This window comes from Paenibacillus sp. IHB B 3084 (assembly GCF_001447315.1).
GTDB lineage: Bacteria > Bacillota > Bacilli > Paenibacillales > Paenibacillaceae > Paenibacillus.
Genome location: NZ_CP013206.1, coordinates 34,416 through 54,192 on the forward strand (window position 1 = coordinate 34,416; position 19,777 = coordinate 54,192).

The 19,777-nt window shown below is 45.9% G+C and carries 16 protein-coding genes and 1 riboswitch; of the genes, 3 read left to right on the plus strand and 13 right to left on the minus strand.

The genetic code is table 11. The annotated features are described in order from the left end of the window. Positions 1-14 precede the first annotated feature (14 nt). A riboswitch (cyclic di-GMP riboswitch) is annotated at positions 15-104 on the minus strand. Between the two features lie 745 nt (positions 105-849). From ASL14_RS26500 to pdhA, 9 genes are all read right to left on the minus strand, one after another. Beyond that, on the minus strand, positions 850-1,860 hold the full coding sequence (locus ASL14_RS26500; protein ID WP_134914776.1) for an aldo/keto reductase: 1,011 nt from the start codon (positions 1,858-1,860) through the stop codon (positions 850-852). A 358-nt stretch (positions 1,861-2,218) separates the two neighbouring features. Next, positions 2,219-4,606: a type IA DNA topoisomerase gene (locus ASL14_RS26505; protein WP_134914777.1), complete on the minus strand. Its 2,388-nt coding sequence runs from the start codon at positions 4,604-4,606 to the stop codon at positions 2,219-2,221. A 672-nt stretch (positions 4,607-5,278) separates the two neighbouring features. Continuing rightward, positions 5,279-6,766, minus strand: coding sequence for a glutamate synthase subunit beta (locus tag ASL14_RS26510; protein ID WP_134914778.1), 1,488 nt, complete (start codon positions 6,764-6,766; stop codon positions 5,279-5,281). Positions 6,767-7,003: 237 nt separating this feature from the next. After that, a complete protein-coding gene (locus ASL14_RS26515; RefSeq protein ID WP_044648484.1) occupies positions 7,004-7,492 on the minus strand; it encodes a dihydrofolate reductase in 489 nt (162 codons plus the stop codon). A gap of 19 nt (positions 7,493-7,511) precedes the next feature. Next, positions 7,512-8,306 (minus strand): thymidylate synthase, encoded by a 795-nt coding sequence (gene thyA / locus ASL14_RS26520; RefSeq protein WP_134914779.1) that lies wholly within the window; start codon positions 8,304-8,306, stop codon positions 7,512-7,514. 328 nt (positions 8,307-8,634) lie between these two features. Further along, on the minus strand, positions 8,635-10,056 hold the full coding sequence (gene lpdA, locus ASL14_RS26525; protein ID WP_134914780.1) for a dihydrolipoyl dehydrogenase: 1,422 nt from the start codon (positions 10,054-10,056) through the stop codon (positions 8,635-8,637). A 3-nt stretch (positions 10,057-10,059) separates the two neighbouring features. Then, the gene (locus ASL14_RS26530; protein WP_134914781.1) at positions 10,060-11,673 is read right to left on the minus strand and encodes a 2-oxo acid dehydrogenase subunit E2; all 1,614 of its coding nucleotides are present in this window, start codon (positions 11,671-11,673) and stop codon (positions 10,060-10,062) included. Positions 11,674-11,707: 34 nt separating this feature from the next. Continuing rightward, a complete protein-coding gene (locus ASL14_RS26535; RefSeq protein WP_014281492.1) occupies positions 11,708-12,688 on the minus strand; it encodes an alpha-ketoacid dehydrogenase subunit beta in 981 nt (326 codons plus the stop codon). Between the two features lie 110 nt (positions 12,689-12,798). Next, complete coding sequence (pdhA, locus tag ASL14_RS26540; protein WP_134914782.1) at positions 12,799-13,866, minus strand: pyruvate dehydrogenase (acetyl-transferring) E1 component subunit alpha; 1,068 nt, start codon at positions 13,864-13,866, stop codon at positions 12,799-12,801. A 255-nt stretch (positions 13,867-14,121) separates the two neighbouring features. On the opposite strand from pdhA, the gene ASL14_RS26545 reads away from it, so the two are divergent. After that, positions 14,122-14,856, plus strand: a complete 735-nt coding sequence (locus ASL14_RS26545; RefSeq protein ID WP_134914783.1) for an alpha/beta hydrolase — start codon at positions 14,122-14,124, stop codon at positions 14,854-14,856. A 154-nt stretch (positions 14,857-15,010) separates the two neighbouring features. Here the strand turns inward: ASL14_RS26545 and ASL14_RS26550 are convergent, their stop codons facing one another. After that, positions 15,011-15,475, minus strand: a complete 465-nt coding sequence (locus ASL14_RS26550) for a low molecular weight protein-tyrosine-phosphatase (RefSeq protein ID WP_134914791.1) — start codon at positions 15,473-15,475, stop codon at positions 15,011-15,013. 149 nt (positions 15,476-15,624) lie between these two features. Between ASL14_RS26550 and ASL14_RS26555 the strand changes: the two genes are divergently transcribed. Together ASL14_RS26555 and ASL14_RS26560 are read left to right on the plus strand one after the other, a co-directional pair. Continuing rightward, positions 15,625-16,266: a thiamine diphosphokinase gene (locus ASL14_RS26555; RefSeq protein ID WP_134914784.1), complete on the plus strand. Its 642-nt coding sequence runs from the start codon at positions 15,625-15,627 to the stop codon at positions 16,264-16,266. Positions 16,267-16,546: 280 nt separating this feature from the next. Beyond that, positions 16,547-17,044, plus strand: coding sequence for a C40 family peptidase (locus tag ASL14_RS26560; RefSeq protein WP_134914785.1), 498 nt, complete (start codon positions 16,547-16,549; stop codon positions 17,042-17,044). 70 nt (positions 17,045-17,114) lie between these two features. Here ASL14_RS26560 and ASL14_RS26565 read toward each other — a convergent pair whose 3' ends face one another. The 3 genes from ASL14_RS26565 to ASL14_RS26575 form a co-directional block, all read right to left on the minus strand. Next, positions 17,115-17,810: a response regulator transcription factor gene (locus tag ASL14_RS26565; RefSeq protein ID WP_134914786.1), complete on the minus strand. Its 696-nt coding sequence runs from the start codon at positions 17,808-17,810 to the stop codon at positions 17,115-17,117. 144 nt (positions 17,811-17,954) lie between these two features. Next, positions 17,955-19,013 (minus strand): ThiF family adenylyltransferase, encoded by a 1,059-nt coding sequence (locus ASL14_RS26570; RefSeq protein ID WP_134914787.1) that lies wholly within the window; start codon positions 19,011-19,013, stop codon positions 17,955-17,957. Further along, positions 19,010-19,777 (minus strand): thiazole synthase, encoded by a 768-nt coding sequence (locus ASL14_RS26575; RefSeq protein ID WP_134914788.1) that lies wholly within the window; start codon positions 19,775-19,777, stop codon positions 19,010-19,012. Before ASL14_RS26575 ends, ASL14_RS26570 begins: the two co-directional genes overlap by 4 nt.

Here is a 19,777-nt window from a genome sequence, read left to right on the forward strand (position 1 = left end):
TTTGCCCGGTTTCCTTCGGCAACCTGGCAATCATGGCTGTTTAATCCAGCTTTAGACCCATGGCTTTGTGTCCACCACTTTCGAGGTGTTTACGATTAACGGGAAATACATTCGTATATTTTTTAGATCTTTTGAGCATGCTCTTATGCTTCTTCCTTCTACATTCGGTAGGAGCTGACCTTGAGTTCTCAAAACATTTACCTTTATATAGTTTTACAATACGTTGTTAGCTGCTGATTAAAATACTTCAGCAAGCCACTAAATTCCTGTCATCCGACAACTCCAGTTCATTTTACTTAATTTCTCTCATCCCCCAAGATTCAGAAATAACAATCTGCACAACTTTAGCGGCTTAGCTTTTTTTTAAAAAATGATGGATTTGTGATCCACCTAAAAAATGACGTTCCAAAGCTTCTCTCGCATTCGATGTTTCGCCGAAAATAGCGACGTGAGTGTACACGGGGAGTGAAGGACAGTTGGAGTGCAACTTCGGAAGAGTAAAACGTGCTTTTTCCAACATTTTTAGGAGAAAGCCAAAATCAAACCAGGAAAACAAGAGGGAACCCCCTCCACAACTGATTAAGAACAAGTAAGCTTACTGCGGAGGATATATCCAAGGTCTAGTCACAAAGCGTAGCACCCCGAAGAAAAGAATGTCCTTGCAAGAAATGTCGCGCCTAACCTTTATCAAGGAAGAAGCATGCCATTCTTCCGCCTGCGAACGAAGCATTAATGTCAACCAAGAGTTAAGGAGCGCACATGGACAATATCGTCCTAGTCATGGAGGTGTTAGACAGCATACCGGCGAAGTTCATTTTCCAACGGAATATTCCACTATTTGAGCCATGATCACTTTGATCTCAGCACTTGGTTGGAAACGTGGCTGACCATCTCAATCTCACCGGCTGTCAAGGTAAACTGCATCGCCTTCACATTTTCCACAGCATGATGTACTTTTGAAGCCCCAGGTATCGCAAATACGTTCTCTCCGTGAGCGTTAATCAGCCAATTCAGGGCAATCTGCGTTGGCGTCACGTTATATTGTTGAGCCAGCTGTTCCAATGTTTCAATTAGTGGCTTCGATCTCCGCAGCCCCGAATCCCGGAATGCCGTCGTCCACTTGCGCGGACCCTTGATCGACTTGACCAGAGAAGGATTATTATGGAATTTTCCACTTAAGATCCCCTGCATTAGCGGAGAATATGCGATGATCGCCACGCCAAGCTCTTTAGCCGTGTCCAGAATTCCGTTCTGTTCGATTCTCCGGTCGAGTAGGCTGTATTTCACTTGATTCGAAACTAGGCGAAGGCCGTGCTCACGCAGCACACGATCGGCTTCACGTATTTGTTGCGCGGAAAAGTTGCTTACGCCCACATATTTAATCTTTCCTTGCCCAACCAGTTTAGCCATCGCATTCATCACGGCGCCAACCGAAGCAAAGGAGTAAGGCGAATGCACCTGGTAGAGATGAATCGTCCGTTGATCCAAATGGCGAATACGTTCATCAATCGTTGCTGTGATACTGCCTGCGGTCCGAAAGGCCGGCCACCATTTCGTAGCGATATTCGCCTGTTCCGCGAGCGGTCCTCCGATCTCATTCAGCGTGCCGGCCAGTAGCTGCTCAGACTGTCCGCCACCGTATGCTTCGGCGGTATCAAACCAATTAACTCCACCTTCTAAACTGGTCTGAACGATTTGCCGTATATCCTCCCGCCGCAGCACTGGCCAGAATTTCCCGACTATCCCTTTTCCATTGCTGAACTGCCAACACCCAAGCCCCAGCGGTGACAGCTTTAAATCCGAGTTGCCCAGCTTACGTAATTGCAGTGAATCTGCCACATTTACCGTTTTCTCTTCCACGATCCTTCCATCATCTCCCGTAAAAAAGTTTTCATGTGAAACGATTGCCTTCACGTTTTAAAGCACATCAACTTTTCTTCCTGATTTGCACAGTCCGCTATGGAAAGTTTTTTGAACGCTATGCATAGAGTCTGCTTTATAAACTACCTTAAAAAAATGCTTTTGCATAACCCTTATTTGTTTTATCGGTTGGAAGCTTACAAATGTTTAATAAAATGTTATAAAAGCATCTCTTATGGGGAATTTTGGTGTACGGGACATAAAAAAAGATGACTCCTGATGAATTCAGAAATCATCTGATGGCAGCTAGAAAAGGCCTTCTTTTTCAATCTGTCGAAAATCATACTCTGTACCTGTATCAGTTTTCCTCACGAACGCTAAGTTGCCCTGTACCTGGTTCATTCAGAACAATTCTTGCTTTGACGGTCGAACCATCTTTACGCTTAAAAGATAGCAGCTGTGTCTGTCCCTTCGTCAACAGAGACTTGAGCATCGTTTCCGTAATCTGCTTGCCAGCATATTCCTTCCAGACGACAAAGCCACAGCCCTGCTTGTAGTGGCTGCATCCATATCCTTTGCGGCCTTCGATAATGCTCCCGCCGCAATTCGACCGCGGGCAGCTGCCTAAAGTCTGCCTTTGGCCCGGCGAAGTGCCCGACGGCTCGGCGGACGAAGCTCGTGCTGCCCTCGCGCTTGAGCTACTCCCAGCTGAACCCGATGCAGCCGCAGTACGCCCTCCTGCGCCCGATGGCACTTGCTCCAGTGACGATGCTCCGCCCGAGTTGTTGGTACGCCGTGACGGAGCGCGTGCAGACCCTTGGGTGGTGATGCTTCCGCTTGCGCCTCCACTACGGGTGGCTCCCTTACTACCCGAGCGTTTGCCTCTTGCTTCCTCGCCAAAAGCGTTCGCTGGAGCCGGTGGTTGCTGCCTCACCTTGTCAATGATGGATAAGGTAAACTTTTTAACGTTATCCATAAACTTTTCCTGGGCAGCTTCCCCCTTGGAAATTTGATGCAAACGGCGTTCCCATTGGCCTGTCATTTCCGGCGAGGCAAGCAGGTCAACCCCCGCATGACGAATCAGATCAATAGCCATTTTCCCCTTATCCGTAATGAGGATCTTTTTACCCTTCATTTCAATGTAGCCAACCTTCTTCAAGCGTTCAATCGTAGCAGCACGTGTCGCCGGCGTACCCAGTCCCGCATCCTTCATGACCTCGCGCAGCTCCTCGTTCTCCATCTGCTTTCCTGCGCTCTCCATGGCTTTAAGCAACGTGCCCTCTGTGTAGCTTTTAGGCGGCTGCGTGGCCTTCTCTTTCATCTCGGCACGAGTGCAATCCACCGGACGACCTGCATCAATCTCAAACTTCTTGTCCGTCCATTCGTCCGTTTCCTCTTCTTCCTCTTTCTTCGGTGCTTTGCTCTTTTTTCCTTTATCCTGATCTGCCTTGCTCAGAACTACCTTCCAGCCCAAGGACAGAAGTTCCTTAATGTTTGTTTTGAACAGATGCTTGTCCACCTGAGTCATCACGGTATGCATTTTATATTCGGCAGGCGGGAAGAAATGTGACAAAAACCTGCGGATTATCAGGTCATATACATTTTGTTCCTCTTTGCTGAGTGTTCCCGGTCTTTTCAGCGTCGGCAATATAGCATGGTGATCCTCAACACGGGATGGATTGCAGACAGCTTTATTCTGTTTATGGACCAAATTGGGGTTCGCTTGCTGTACCAGATCAGCATAAGGACCTGTGCCCAGCATACGAAGCGCCTTGTGCATACCGTCTATATTTTGCTCCGTTACATAGTTGGAATTAGTACGCGGATAGGAAATGACCTTATGCCGCTCATAAAGCGCTTGTGCTACATCCAGTGTTTTTTTGGCTGAATAACTATACTTGGCATTCGCCTCGCGTTGAAGCAGCGTCAAATCGTACAGCTTGAACGGATATTCCTTGGTCTGCTTCACATCGTATTTGATGATTTTACCTGTTTTTCCGCGAACTGCGGCTGCTATCGCCTCAGCTTCTTCCGATTTGGTGAGCCGATCTCCCTGCCACGCACCTTTGTACTTGATCTGATCTTGCTTAAACTCGGCCCACACGTCATAAAACGTTTGAGACTGAAACGCCTCAATTTCCTTTTCACGATCATGAATCAATGCCAGCACAGGGGTCTGCACCCGTCCGACTGACAACAACGCATTATGCCGTGTTGTAAAGGCTCTAGAGGCGTTCATACCAATCAACCAGTCTGCTTCACTTCGTGCCCGCGCAGCCTGAGTCAGAAATTCAAACTCCGAAGCATCTCGCAAGCGCTCGAAGCCTGACGCAATACTCTCTGCCGTTAAATCTGAGATCCACAGTCGCTTGACCGGCTGACGCAGCTTTAACTGCTGTTGAATCAACGCAAAAATATATTGCCCTTCTCGCCCTGCATCACAAGCATTCACGATTGCATTGCAGCGTTTGGCCAACTCACCAATTATTTTTAACTGATCTTTTGTTTTCGGATTCGGTACGATTTTAAACTGCTCAGGGATAATGGGAAGATCTTTAATATTCCAGCGTTTGTACTTGGCATCGTATGCATCCGGCTCAGCAAGACCCAGCAAATGACCGATCGCCCAAGTTACAATATATTTCTCCCCCTCCAGATAGGTACGGTTATTTTTAGCCCTCGGCTCCATAACAGCCGCAATGGTGCGCCCCATATCCGGTTTTTCAGCAATAATTAACGTCTTCATTCATATTCCATTCCTTCCTGACGGCCCTCTGCTTCCCTTCCCTGACTCACACGTAATAAACGAAAGGTAAATGAAATACAAGCAGGGCCTCATGCAAAAGGAGCCTTCTCCCGGCGAAAGCTCCTTTGTCCATTCACTTGTTCTAGCGCTCCAACAATATACGTGTATTATACCATAGATAGCATCATTCTCTCAGGTGATGATTTACGAAACCTTGTAACGATAATAGTTACTGTCATTATCTATAAGGTCTATGGTAAAAGAGCTATACAGGATGATGATTTAAATGAATTTTCATCTAAAATCACTTTTACATAACTACACGAGTTATATTCATGTTATTTTACATAACACATAAAACGAATTTTTGATTATTCACGCAAAATAATTTCATTATTCAATAAAAAAGCTACATTTTACTCCTGTTATATGTTATGATCGCTGTATAAAACAGATCTATAGATTTGAAAAATATTTTATAAGTCATATTATATAACATTTAATTCAAAATCCTTTACATACAATGGTAACAAATAATGTTTTAGAAAAATCTCGTAATTAAATGGTTATCCATTCAGATTTTACTAACCTGAGCACGCTAGTCCTTTAAACGCAACAAAGCCCCATCCGAGGATGGAGCTCTGACTGGATAACTAAATATATAACTTATATTTACACTAAAACGGTAGCGCCCATCAGGTATTTATCGACCTCACGTGCAGCTTCCCGACCTTCATTAATGGCCCACACAACAAGGCTTTGCCCGCGACGCATATCACCAGCAGCAAAAACCTTATCTACATTCGTAACATATTTCCCGTAACGTGCTTTAACGTTGGAACGACGATCGGTTTCCAAACCAATTTGCTCCACAATTGTTTGCTCAGGACCGTCGAATCCAATCGCAATGAGAGCAATCTGTGCCGGGAATACGCGCTCCGTACCCGGAACAGGCTGATAGATCTTGCGACCTGTTTCATCCACAATACGCTGAATTTGAATCGTGTGCAGCTCTTTCAAATTACCGTTCTCATCACCTACAAACTTGGTGGTCATGATGGAGAACTCACGCGGATCTTCCCCGAATATAGCCTTCGCTTCCTGCTGTGCATAATCAAGAGTGTACACATTCGGAAATTGTGGCCAAGGATTGGCAATAGGGTCACGTTCCACAGGAGCTTTGGCATGTGTACCAAATTGTGTAACACTTCGACAGCCATGACGCAACGAAGTAGCCACACAGTCCGAACCTGTATCACCACCACCGATTACAATAACATCCTTACCTTGGGAGGACAAATAATTGCCATCTTCCAGATTGGAATCCAGGTAGCTCTTGATGGTACCATTCAAATAATCCATCGCATAATGAACTCCATTCAAATCGCTACCTTCAATATTGAATTCTCTCGGCTTCGTAGAGCCACCGCACAGTACAACCGCATCATACTCAGCAATCAGCTGATCGGTAGGAATATCCTTTCCGATCTCTGTATTCGTAATGAATTGAATGCCCTCCGCCTCCAGCAAATCCACACGACGCTGAACAACCTTTTTGTCCAGCTTCATAGAAGGAATGCCGTACATCAGCAACCCGCCAACACGATCCGCGCGCTCGTACACAGTTACGCTGTGTCCTGCTTTGTTAAGCTGCGCAGCAGCAGCCAGTCCTGCCGGACCCGAGCCGACAATAGCTACTCGTCTGCCTGTACGCTTCTCCGGCGGATTAGGAACAACCCAGCCTTCCTCAAAGCCTTTTTCGATAATAGCTTCCTCAATCGTCTTGATCGTAACAGATTGCCCGATCAGGCCGACCGTACAGGAACCTTCACATGGCGCAGGACAGACACGCCCGGTAAATTCCGGGAAGTTATTCGTCTTGTGCAACCGATCCAGCGCTTCCTTCCACAAACCGCGATATACGAGATTGTTCCATTCCGGAATCAGATTATGAACTGGGCAGCCCAAAGTCGCTCCCATGATGTCCATCCCCGTATGACAATAAGGAGTTCCGCAGTCCATACAACGTGCCCCTTGGGTACGCAGCTCTTCTTCGGACATATGCTTATGGAATTCTTCCCAATCCTTAATACGCTCTGCCGGATCCCGGTCTGTAGGAAGCTGTCGTGTGTATTCCATAAATCCAGTTGGTGTAGACATGTTACGTTCCCCCATCTCTTCGCTTATGAACCCCGTTCATCCATCCGAACTCAAGTCAAATTCGAATTTGTCTGTTTGTATCATGAAAGGGTCTATTCTCGTTGAATTTGATTTATTGTATCACAATACAGCGCAAAAGTAATGAAAACTTATGCAACTTTCTGCATCAACAGCCAAAAGGATTTTTTATATGGTTCATTAATTTTTCAAATGAGCGAGGTCAAATGTATCCCAATCTTACTTCGTCCTCTCGTAAACGACAAAACGGTAGTCATACGGGTTTCTTTCATCCTTGACACCGGGAGTCTCACTGACTACATTCCAGCCGTTCCAATCCAGCTCGGGAAAAGTCGTATCTCCCTCGAAATTCTCATCAATCCTGGTGACAATTAGCCGATCAGCATGTGTCCAGAACAGTGAATAAATCTCCGCGCCGCCGATGATCATCAGTTCTTCCTGCGCCGCCAATTGGAGTCCTTCTTCCAGAGAATGGATCACTTCTGCACCTTCAGCCAGGTAGCTCTGATCACGGGTCAAAATAACGTTACGCCGCTTAGGCAGGCTTTTTCCGCCAAAGGATTCCCATGTCTTGCGTCCCATGAGTACGGTTTTACCGATGGTCTGCTCCTTGAAAAATGCCATGTCTCTCGGCAGGCGCCAAGGAAGACTGTTATCCCGGCCAATGACGCCGTTTTGTGCCATAGCCCATATCATCGAAATGCTCATAACTCACAGCTCCCCCAAATCAGATAGCGACAGGCGCCTTGATACCCGGATGATATTCATAGTTCTCGAAAGCAAAGTCCTCATACGTATAATCAAATATTGAATCCGGTTTACGAAGGATTTTGAGCTGAGGCAACGGATAAGGATCACGCTCCAGCTGCGTATGCACTTGTTGCATATGATTTGAATAAATATGCACATCGCCGCCTGACCAAATGAATTCGCCTGGCTCCAAACCACACTGCTGTGCAACCATATGCGTTAGCAATGCATAACTGGCGATATTGAAAGGAAGTCCAAGGAAGGTATCGACTGAACGCATGGTCAGCATGCAAGAAAGCTTCCCTCCGGCCACATAAAACTGAAATACGAAATGGCATGGCGGGAGCTTCATTGAATCGATTTCAGCCACATTCCAAGCGCTGACGATATGTCGTCGGGAATCCGGGTTGTTTTTAATCGCTTCAATGACATTTGTAATCTGGTCAATATGTTGTCCGTCTGTTGTTTCCCACGCGCGCCATTGCGATCCATATACAGGGCCCAGATTCCCCTGCTCATCTGCCCATTCATCCCAAATGGTAACCCCGTTCTCCTTGAGGTAAGAAATGTTGGTATCTCCCCGCAAGAACCACAACAACTCATGGATAACGGATTTCAAGTGTACTCTTTTAGTTGTTACCAAGGGAAAGCCCTTGGCCAGATCAAAGCGGAGCTGTCTTCCGAAAACAGAGAGTGTTCCCGTTCCAGTACGGTCCTCTTTTTTCACTCCATTTTTCAATATATCCTCCAGCAAATCCAAGTAATTGCGCATTTTATTTCTCTCCTTTAAGCATGAATAAACATCGGCATTAATAAAATCCGAACGTATATGAACGTTAAAAGCGTATCACATTCACGTACAGTATCCAGTATTCAATGTCCGCAGCGTCAAATTCTAATCTAGAAAAGACCTGCTATTCTGCACACATATCTATATTTAGTTTATCATGGACTACGCTTTATTGACTATCTACTGTGTGAATTTTCATAGACGTCCTGAAAATCCTAAAATATGAAAAAAAGAGGCAAAGAACGCAGATATAGCGCTCCTTGCCTCTCTTTCCATGTATGAAAATCAAAAACGAGATAATGAATTGGGATTAGCGACGTGGTGCCAATGCGTGGATCGGATGACCCAGCACGACTTCCGCTGCTTCCATAACGATTTCGCCCAGTGTAGGGTGAGCATGAATAGTCAAGGAGATATCTTCGAGTGTAGCACCCATTTCAATCGCCAGACCCAGCTCAGCAATAAGGTTGGAAGCTTCCAGACCTACGATTTGCGTACCCAGTACCAGACCTGTGTCTGCGTCAGCTACGATTTTAACAAAGCCTTCAGTAGCGTTCAGGGAAACGGCACGGCCGTTTGCTCCATAAGAGAACTTGCCGACTTTGACATTGTGGCCTTTTTCTTTAGCTTGTGTCTCAGTGTAGCCTACGCTGGAACATTCTGGATCTGTGAAAACAACAGCCGGCATACACTTGTAATCTACTACAGACGGCTCGCCTGCAATTGCTTCAGCAGCTACTTTACCTTCGTAAGAAGCTTTGTGCGCCAGAGCAAGACCAGCTACGATATCGCCGATTGCAAAGATGTGAGGAATGCTAGTACGTCCTTGGTGATCAACTTTCACCATTCCACGCTCATCCAGTTCTACGCCGATCAGATCCAGACCCAGTTCACCGTCTGTGTTTGGACGACGTCCAACAGTTACAAGCAGATAATCAGCAGTTACTTCTTTGCTTTCGCCGTTAACGGAGAATTTCACCGTTACGTCTTTATCTGTTTGCTCTGCACTTTCCGCTTTAGCGCCAGTGAAGATTTCAATACCGGTTTTCTTCATGCTCTTCGCAACGATCGAAGTCATATCCTTGTCGAAGCCAGGAAGAACGGTATCCATACCTTCAATGATTGTTACTTTGGAACCGAATTTGGAGTACATTTGTCCAAGCTCTGCACCAATGTATCCACCGCCGATTACGATCAGGCTTTTCGGAATTTCAGGCAAGTTCAACGCTTCTGTAGAAGACAGAATACGTCCGCCAAACGGGAATGGTTTCAATTCAATTGGACGGGAACCTGTTGCGATAATCGCATTTTTAAAACGGTAGCGTGGTGATTCATGTTCGTTGAATACACGCGCCTCGTTTTCGTTGATGAACATGCACTCACCATTGAAAACTTCAACTTTGTTGCCTTTAAGCAGACCACTTACGCCGCCAGTCATTTTCTTAACAACACTGTTTTTGAATTCTTGTGTTTTAGCAAAGTCTACTTTTACGTTCTCAGCCGTAATACCAAACGACTCGCCGTGTTTGGCAGCTTCGTATTGATGAGCTGCAGAGATCAAAGCTTTGGAAGGAATACATCCACGGTTCAGACAGACACCGCCCAGCTCCGATTGGTCAACGATCAATACGTTTTGTCCCAATTGTGCAGCACGGATAGCAGCTACATAGCCGCCAGGACCCGCACCGATAACCAATGTGTCAATATCCAGAGAAGCGTCTCCTACTACCATTGATTACACCTCCATAACAAGCAACTCAGGGTTAGCGAGCAGCTGTTTGATATAGTTCATGAAGTTTTGAGCAGTTGCACCGTCAATAATACGGTGGTCAAAGCTCAAGGAAAGAGCCATTACAGGAGCGGCAACAATTTCACCGTTTTTCACTACTGCTTTTTCACTGATACGGCCAGTTCCCAAGATCGCTACTTCAGGGAAGTTGATGATTGGAGTAAAGAACATACCGCCTGCGGAACCGATGTTAGAGATAGAAATTGTGCTTCCTCTCATCTCATTGGCAGCCAGTTTACCATCACGACCGCGTACAGCCAGATCACGAATGGAATCAGCGATCATCCAAATGCTCTTACGGTCAGCATCTTTAATTACAGGAACGATCAGACCGTTATCTGTATCTGTAGCAATACCGATGTTGTAGTATTTTTTGTAGACGATTTCGTTTGCTTCTTCGTCGATCGAGGCATTCAGAGCCGGGAATTGACGGGAAGCTGCAACCAATGCTTTTACGATGAATGGCAGGTATGTTACTTTCGTGCCTTTCTTCTCAGCGATTGGTTTCATACGAGTACGGAAAGCAACCAACTCGGTTACGTCCACTTCGTCCATAATCGTAACGTGTGGAGCTGTGTAAGCCGATTTAACCATAGCGTTGGAAATCGCTTTGCGGATACCTTTAAATGGTACGCGTTCTTCCTCAGCACGTGGATCTGCTACTGGCGCGGATGATGCTGCAGGTTTCGCTTCTTTTTTAGCTGGCTCTTGTGCTTTTGCAGCTTCTTTCGCTGCTGGTGCAGCCGCTTGGCCTCCACCATTTTTGAAAGCTTCTACATCTTCTTTAGTGATTTTACCATTTTTGCCGGAGCCACTCACTTGAGCGATGTTTACACCTTGCTCACGTGCAAATTTGCGTACGCTAGGAGTAGCCAGCACGTCTTTGTTTGTTGCAGCAGGAGTTGCAGCTGGTTTTGTGTTAGCTCCGCCTTGTGCAGCATCCTGTTCTTGTTTAGCGGCAGCCGGTGCTTCTTCTTGTTCAGGAAGCTCACCCTCTGCAGCAATTACTGCCACAACTTGACCTACGTTAAAGATGTCTCCGTCTTTGGCAAATACTTCTTGAACCGTACCATTGACCGGACATGGAACTTCAACTACAGCCTTGTCGTTTTGTACTTCCATGATGATATCTTCATCTGTTACTTTGTCGCCGGGCTTGATGTGCATCTTGATGATTTCGCCTTCGTGAAGACCTTCACCCAGCTCCGGGAATTTATATTCAAATCTAGCTGTACCTGCAGCTCCGCCTTGTGCAGCAGCACTTGGCTCAGGGCTAGCAGCTGGAGCTTCCGGTGCTTCTTCTTGTTCAGGAAGTTCACCTTCCGCATCGATTACAGCTACGACTTGACCTATGTTAAAGATGTCTCCGTCTTTGGCAAATACTTCTTGAACCGTACCATTGACCGGACATGGAACTTCAACTACAGCCTTGTCGTTTTGTACTTCCATGATGATATCTTCATCTGTTACTTTGTCGCCGGGCTTGATGTGCATCTTGATGATTTCGCCTTCGTGAAGACCTTCACCCAGCTCCGGGAATTTATATTCAAATTTAGCCACGTTTAAAACCTCCCAAATTTACGGTGTGCTTTAATTAAAATTCCAGTACTTTATTAACCGCATCAATGATACGTGTTGGCGTTGGCAACCAAGTATCTTCAATTTGAGCAAAAGGATAAACGGTATCTGGACCTGCCACACGCAGAACTGGTGCTTCCAGATGCAGAATTGCTTTTTCGTTAATTTGTGCAATCACTTCAGCAGCTACGCCAGAGCTCTTTTGCGCTTCTTGAACAACGATGGCACGATTTGTTTTTTGAATGGAAGCCACGATTGTATCAATGTCAATTGGGCTAACGGTACGCAGGTCAATAATTTCGACTTTAATACCTTTTGTTTTTTCCAGTTCATCAGCAGCTTTGACAGAAGTGTGTACCATCAAACCATAAGTGATGATTGTAACATCGGAACCTTCACGAACTACGTTCGCTTTACCCAGTTCAACTGTGTAATCATCCTCAGGAACTTCAGCGCGGAATGCATGGTACAAGTTCAAATGCTCCATGAAAAATACTGGATCGTTATCGCGAATAGCCGCGATCATCAGACCTTTTGCATCGTAAGGATTGGAAGGAACAACAACCTTGATACCAGGTGTTTGAGCCAAAAGTCCTTCCAGGGAATCTGTATGCAGCTCAGCCGCTTTAACCCCGCCGCCAAAAGGCGTACGGAATACGATTGGAGAATTGTAGCGTCCACCGGAACGGTAGCGCATACGGGATGCTTGAATTGCCATTTGATCGAGTGCTTCAAAGATAAAGCCTACGAACTGGATTTCAGCTACAGGGCGGAATCCTTGGACACCCAGACCCACAGCAAGACCCCCGATTGCGGATTCCGCCAACGGAGTATCAAATACACGTTCTTCGCCAAACTCTTTTTGCAGACCTTCTGTTGCGCGGAATACACCGCCTACATGACCTACATCTTCACCGAAAAGCAGGACGTTAGGGTCGCGTTTCAACTCTACGCGCAGTGCGTCACGAATCGCTTCTTTCATGTTCATTTGTGCCATTTGCTTCATTTCCTCCTTAAACATTGACAGATCAGTTTCAGTTCAGGTCCAATTGAAAGACAGACCGGATCGGGATGCCGCCCGGTCACTCTGATTTATTTCAAGCTCAATTATTTAAAATCAGCTTTTTGTTCTTCCAGATGCTTAGGCGTAGATTCGAACATGCTGTCGATCAGACCGGAAATGGTCATTTTTTCTGTTTTCTCGGCTTTTTTGATCTCTTCGTTCACTTTCGCTTTAGCTTCTTCTTTTACGCGAGCTGTATCTTCTTCAGTCCAAAGACCTTTTTTCTCAAGATATTTCGCAAAACGGGCAATCGGATCTTTCGCATTCCATTCGCCCTCTTCTTCTTTCGAACGATACTTACTTGCATCGTCAGACAGGGAATGTGGACGGAAACGGTAAGTTACAGCTTCGATCAATGTCGCGCCTTCGCCGTTACGTCCGCGTTCAGCAGCTTCTTGAACAGCCTTGATAACTGCGAGTACGTCCATTCCGTCGATTTTCACGCCTTTGATACCGGCAGCAACGGCTTTGTGAGCGATCGAAAGAGCAGCCGTTTGCTTCGCAAATGGAGTTGTGATTGCGTAGCCATTGTTTTGCACAAAGAAAATAACTGGCAGCTTGTAAACACCGGCATAGTTCAGGCCTTCGTAGAAGTCACCTTCGGAAGAACCGCCGTCACCTGTATATGTAATGGCGACTTGTTTTTGTTTTTTCAGTTTGTATCCCATTGCAATACCCATAGCGTGCAAAATTTGCGCGCCGATGATGATTTGCGGCATCAATACATTAACACCGTCCGGCACTTGGCCGCCGTGTTGATGACCACGGGAATACAGGAATGCTTGATATAATGGCAGGCCATGCCAAACGATTTGCGGAATATCGCGGTAGCCTGGGGCAATAAAGTCTTCTTTTTGGAGTGCATATTCACTACCAATCATTGTTGCTTCTTGTCCGGATACCGGAGCGTAGAAGCCGAGACGTCCTTGACGACCCAAGTTAACGGCACGATCATCCCAAGTACGTGTAAATACCATACGATACATAATTTCTTTCAACTGATCATCTGTAAGTTTAGGCAATTTATCTTTATTGATAATTTCACCATCCGGAGAAAGCACGGACAGAGCCTCAACTTCCTCTGTGTACACTTCATAAGGAACCTTGCTCATTTTCTTCACCTCAACAAAAAAATTTGAATATCAAGTTCCGCTGTTATAGGATTATTATACACCTGTTATATTGCTTGCGTCAAAGATTTAGTTATTTTTTTTGAGTTTGCCACATTTTTGTTTGTGTAACAGGGAACATTTTTTACTATAACAGCTTAGTACATGATTGAAATTTTAAACATCTATTGCAATCAGGGTAATCTTAACTTATTGTGATCCCGAATGCAAAATTAAACCCCAGAAAGGTGACAAATAATGACGGATTCCCGGTATTTGAAACGAACCATCCTAAAAGACGAAATAAACAGCCGCTTTCTTGGCGAAACCAGAACACTCCGTATTTATTTACCGCCCGGCTATAATGAAATTTTGAGCTATCCGGTCGTGTACTGTCAGGACGGAGAGGAATTTTTCAATTTTGGCCGTATAGCAACACAGGCAAACCGTCTCATTCTGGACGAAGGCGTTGAGCCTTTCATCATCGTCGGCGTTGAAGTCAACACGAAAATCAGAACTCAGGAGTATGCTCCCTTTGGCAATCGCTTTGAGGCGTACACCGCCTGTTTTGCAGAAGAGATTATTCCCTATGTGGAACAGAAGTATCCTATAAGAAGAGATGCATCGTCCCGGATTCTGGCTGGAGATTCACTGGGAGGCAGTGTGTCTCTGCATTTAGCCTTGCTATATCCCCAACTGTTCAATCGTATTATCAGCCTGTCCGGTGCTTACTATGAAGCTTCACAAGAAATTATCGCTCGTGAGCGTGATCTGTCCCATCTGCGAGTGTGGATGACGGTTGGTCTTCAGGAAGATGCATTTGAGAGCGACACCGGCATTTACAATTTTGTAGAGCTTAACCGCCAATGCGCTGATTTGCTCCGCGAACGGAACGCCGATGTTTCCTATCGAGAAAAGGATGGCAAGCATTTGTGGGGCTTTTGGCAAAATGAGCTGCCTGACGCGCTAATGTATTTTTTAGATCGCGCCTGAGTGAAGCTTTTCCAAAGCTACAGAGACTAATGGGGATTGGGCATTTGTCGACCAGAGTGGGTCGTTATGCTCTCTCCTCTTTTTTGCATATTGGATACGCTTTCAAAACTGGATAACGAAAAACGGCAATTTTTGCCGTCTTCTGTCGTTCACATTATAGCTTTTTTTCTATGATTTTGTCCAGCAAGGCATTGCACCCCGCATCCATTAATCGGTATGTCTCTTCAAAGTTCCCGGTGAAATATGGGTCCGGCACCTCTCTCAGCTTTTCTTGTGGCAGCAGGTCCATGAATTTTAATATGTCAGCCTCTGCTCCGCCCGCGATTTTGCGTATGTTTCGCTCATTGGAGTCATCCATGCACACGATATAATCAAACGCTTCAAAATCATGACCTTTCATTTGCCGCGCCTGTAGGCCATGTTCACTAATTCCGTGCAGCTTGAGCTGGTTTAACGTTCCCTCATGCGGGGGATTCCCAATATGCCAGTCTCCTGTTCCTGCCGAGTCTACCCGAATTTTTGCACCCAGTCCCCGTTCCTCCGCTTTATGTCTCAGTACCGCCTCCCCCATCGGGGAACGGCAAATATTACCCAAACACACAAACAAAACGTTAATCATTTGTCTCTCCTTCCTAATGCGCGTTACAATTCCTTTTTTCTGTTTCATTGTAGCTATGCCCTCCAAAATTGTGCAAGCCATATTTAACGCGTTATACTTAAAAGCTGATGAGCTATGTAGATGTATGACAGACAGAAAGGATGTTGAATATGACGAAGAAGCGCGCGATTGTATTTTCCGGCGGCCGTCTTAGCGAGGAAGATCTACAACAAATACAACCTGGGGATTTCATTATTGGTGCAGATAAAGGTGCCCTATTCCTGATCGAACACGGCATTACGCCACACGTATCTGTAGGAGACTTTGATTCAGTAACACCTGAGGAAAAGTCACGGGTTGAATCCGCAAGTAAACGTATGCTTTCGTGCGATCCCGTGCTCAAGGACCTGACAGATACAGAGCTTGCTCTGGAAATTGCCATGGATGAGCAGGCAGAGCATGTGCTTATGCTTGGCGTCACGGGGACACGGATGGATCATACGCTGGCTAATGTTCAAATATTGGTACGTGCGATGCAACATCATATAAGCTGTGCCATTATGGACGCCCATAACTATATTGAACTCACTGGATCCACGCTGGAGATTGAGCCTATGGGTTATACATATACATCTCTCATTCCTATGACTGCCGAAGTAACCGGTATAGAGCTGGATGGATTTATGTATCCACTGCACAATGCCACACTTAAAATGGGACAATCACGCGGTGTCAGCAACCAGCTGATCGCTCCAAAAGGGACGATTTCCATCGAAAGTGGACTGCTGCTTGTGATCCAAAGCAAAGATTAATTATGACATTATTGTAACCTTTGTAAAAGGATTTTTTCTGCTTAAAACCCTTGCTAATCAAGAGTTTTATCATTTATCCCGATTTGTGAAATTCGATATTTTTTACAAATTGTAATTTTTAATCGTTTTTTAATAATCGGCTTGTAAGCCTTGTCCCTCAAGCATTTGAGAGTGTTTTTCCAACTATTAGGGGGTTTCAAAGCTGTTATACTCAACGCTGTCAGTTAGTTAGCAGCTCAGCAAAATATTGCACAAATTAATTTCTGGAGGTACTTACAACATGAACATGCATAAAATCATAAAAAAGGCAATTATCGTAGGAGTGGCAGCCACTATCGGTTTTGGAACGTTTGCATTAGAGGGAACAAATACGGCTCAAGCTGCCACCGCTACTTCTGTGGGTCAAAAAATAATTAACTACGGTGAAAAATATCTGGGGACTCCCTATAGATTTGGTGCTTCCACAAGCACAACACGCAATTTTGATTGCTCTTCCTTCATGAAGCACATATTCCAGAAATACGGCGTCGACTTGCCTCGTACCTCTGTTGCACAATCCAAAGTTGGACATGCCGTATCCAAGTCCAATCTGAAAAAGGGTGACCTCGTGTTCTTTTCGAGCGGTAGCCGCGCCACAGGTCGCAACATTACACATGTAGCGGTCTATGTAGGTGGAGGTAAAATTTTACACACATATGGCGGACCTGGGGTTACTTACTCCGATTTGAACTCTGGCAACTGGAAAAGAACATACATCAAAGCACGCCGCGTGCTGTAGCATTCATTTGATTTAGCCTATTCAAGCCGGGACTCTGGGTCTCGGCTTTTTTATATTTCCCCATACTTTACTACTCTGCTTCAGGGGGTGTTCTGAGTGAATAGCCGATGCCTCGTTCCGTGCGAATCATTTTGAATCTTTGTCCTTTGTCTACCTTGACTCTCAAATGCCTGATATACACGTCTACTACGTTCGTATCAACAATATAATCATGCTTCCAGACATCCTTCAAAATTTGCTGCCTGCTGCAAACCTGATTTAGATGAATAGCCAGATGAAACAAAAGATCAAATTCTTTCGGAGTTAATTCCAGCTTCTGTCCGCCTCTGCTTACCAGTCTACTTCCACTATCAATATGTAAATCACCCGCCTGTATTGGTCTTTTCACATCACGTGCAGTACCAAAAATCCGCAATAAATTAGCCACTCTGGCTTGAAACACTTTAGGGGAAAAGGGTTGGACAATCACATCGTGTGCTCCCTGCTCAAAACAGGAAACAATATGGTTTTCATCGTCCGATGAGGTCATTACGAACATGGGAACAGTGGGATCATTTTGCTGCATGATGCGGATCAAGTCTTGTGTATCGGCCTGCTCATTCTCCATATTGAGTAGCAGCAAATTCACAGAATTTTCGTCTAAATAGGACTCTCCCTCCGCTATATTGCGGGCGTAAACCACCTGATAGCCTTCCTGCTCCAACTGATGCACGCACGTAGTAGCAGATGCTTCATTCCCATTCACGAGTAAAATTAACGGGTTCATTCTTCTCACCCACCTGTGTTTGGACATAGGACTGCGATATGGATACAGACGTATTTGATACAAATGATTTAAGCATTATTTATTATATTGTAACAAAAAAGCAGAGAAATCATTCCCCGGGGGAAGACTTCCTGCTTTTACGGTTTAGCCTAAATAGCGCTGATAGATTTTCCTTGCTTCTGTTACGTCCTTCGTTCCGTGTATCAAGGCTCTTCCATCTGCAAAAATAACTAAACGGTGCGCTCCCTGACTGAAAGAAACCAGAAACGGATTTTGCTCCACTCTTCCCTCTCCCAAAGAAGCCAGTCTGTCTGCTGTTTCTTTAAGATTCACCTGTATCGGCTTCGCTGGTCTAATTTGAACGGTATCCCGGCCGCACAGTACATCTGTTTTCTGGCGATGGGCTGCCGACAAATAAGGGTAGGTCGGATGAGTGCCACAAGAAGGACAATCCGCTTTTTTGATACTGTCTACTGCTATCGCTACATACTCATTTTGCCACAGATCAAACGAAAGCAGCTTCCCCCTAAGATCCTCCGGGTATCCACCAAGTAGCTTGAAGGCTTCCGTGGTTTGGTTGGCCGTGACCATCTGCACCGCCTGTGCTATAATTCCCGCGGTATCACAGGTTTCTCCGCCGAACGGTACAGCTCCAAGCAGACAATGAAGACAAGGCGTTTTCCCTGGTAAAATGGTATAGGTTACACCATAGCTGCCAACACATCCCCCATAAATCCAAGGAATGCGATGCTTTTGTGCCATATCGTTCATAAGTAGCCGGGTATCAAAGTTGTCGGTGGCATCCATAATGAGGTCCACTCCCTGAATCAGCTCTTCCAATTCCTCTACCCCAACATCCAGTACATGTGCATGTATGATCGTTTCCGAATTGATTTCCTTTAGTCTTCGCTGGGCAGCTACTGCTTTGGGGCACCTCTCTGCGGCGTCACTCTCCTGAAAAAGCTGCTGGCGCTGCAAGTTACTCCATTCCACATAATCCCGGTCTGCAATGGTCACAGTGCCTACGCCTCCACGAACGAGCGTTTCCGCAATCCCGGTACCCAGCGCTCCAGCACCTATGATCAGTACGTGGGATGAAGCCAGATGACGTTGTCCTTCCGGCCCGAAAGGGGCGAATCTTTCCTGTCTGGAATAACGATCATTTTGTTGTACTTGCACACCAGTTTTTTCAGTCGCCTTCATGCCTGAACCAAGCCTTCTGTCGGGCTGCTTGCCGAGGCATAACGTTTTACAGGAATCATGCCCGCCTCAAAACCGTATCTGCCCGCGCGAACAGCCAGCTTCATCGCTTCAGCCATTTTTACAGGGTCCTGAGCTCCTGAGACAGCTGTATTCAACAGCACGGCATCTGCCCCCAGTTGCATCGCCATTGCTGCATCTCCAGGTGAGCGAATACCGGCATCGACGATAACTGGAACCTCCGCTTGTTCAATAATGAGCTCCAATGAGAACGGGTTTAGCAAGCCGCGTCCGGTACCAATGGGGGAAGCTCCAGGCATAACGGCATGTACACCAAGCTTTTGCAGCCTTTTGGCAAGAATCACGTCATCCGATATGTAAGGCAGCACGATAAAACCTTCCTCCAGCAGTTTTTCGCTGGCCTTGAGCGTTTCAAAAGGATCAGGAAGCAAGGTCTTGCTATCCCCAATGACCTCCACCTTAATCATATCGCACAGACCTGAGGCTCTCGCCAGCTGAGCGATACGCACTGCCTCATCCGCTGTCGTCGCTCCTGCCGTATTAGGCAGCAACGTATAACAACTCAAATCCAGCGTATCCAGAAAATGTTGCTTATCCCGTTCCTCCAAATTTAATCTCCGCACGGCAAACGTCAATATTTCGGTCTCCGCAGCTTCCACAGCTTTGGATTGAATATCCAGATCGGGGAATTTTCCTGTACCCAATAGCAGCCTTGACGTAAAAGATGCTTTGCCAATCGTTAACAT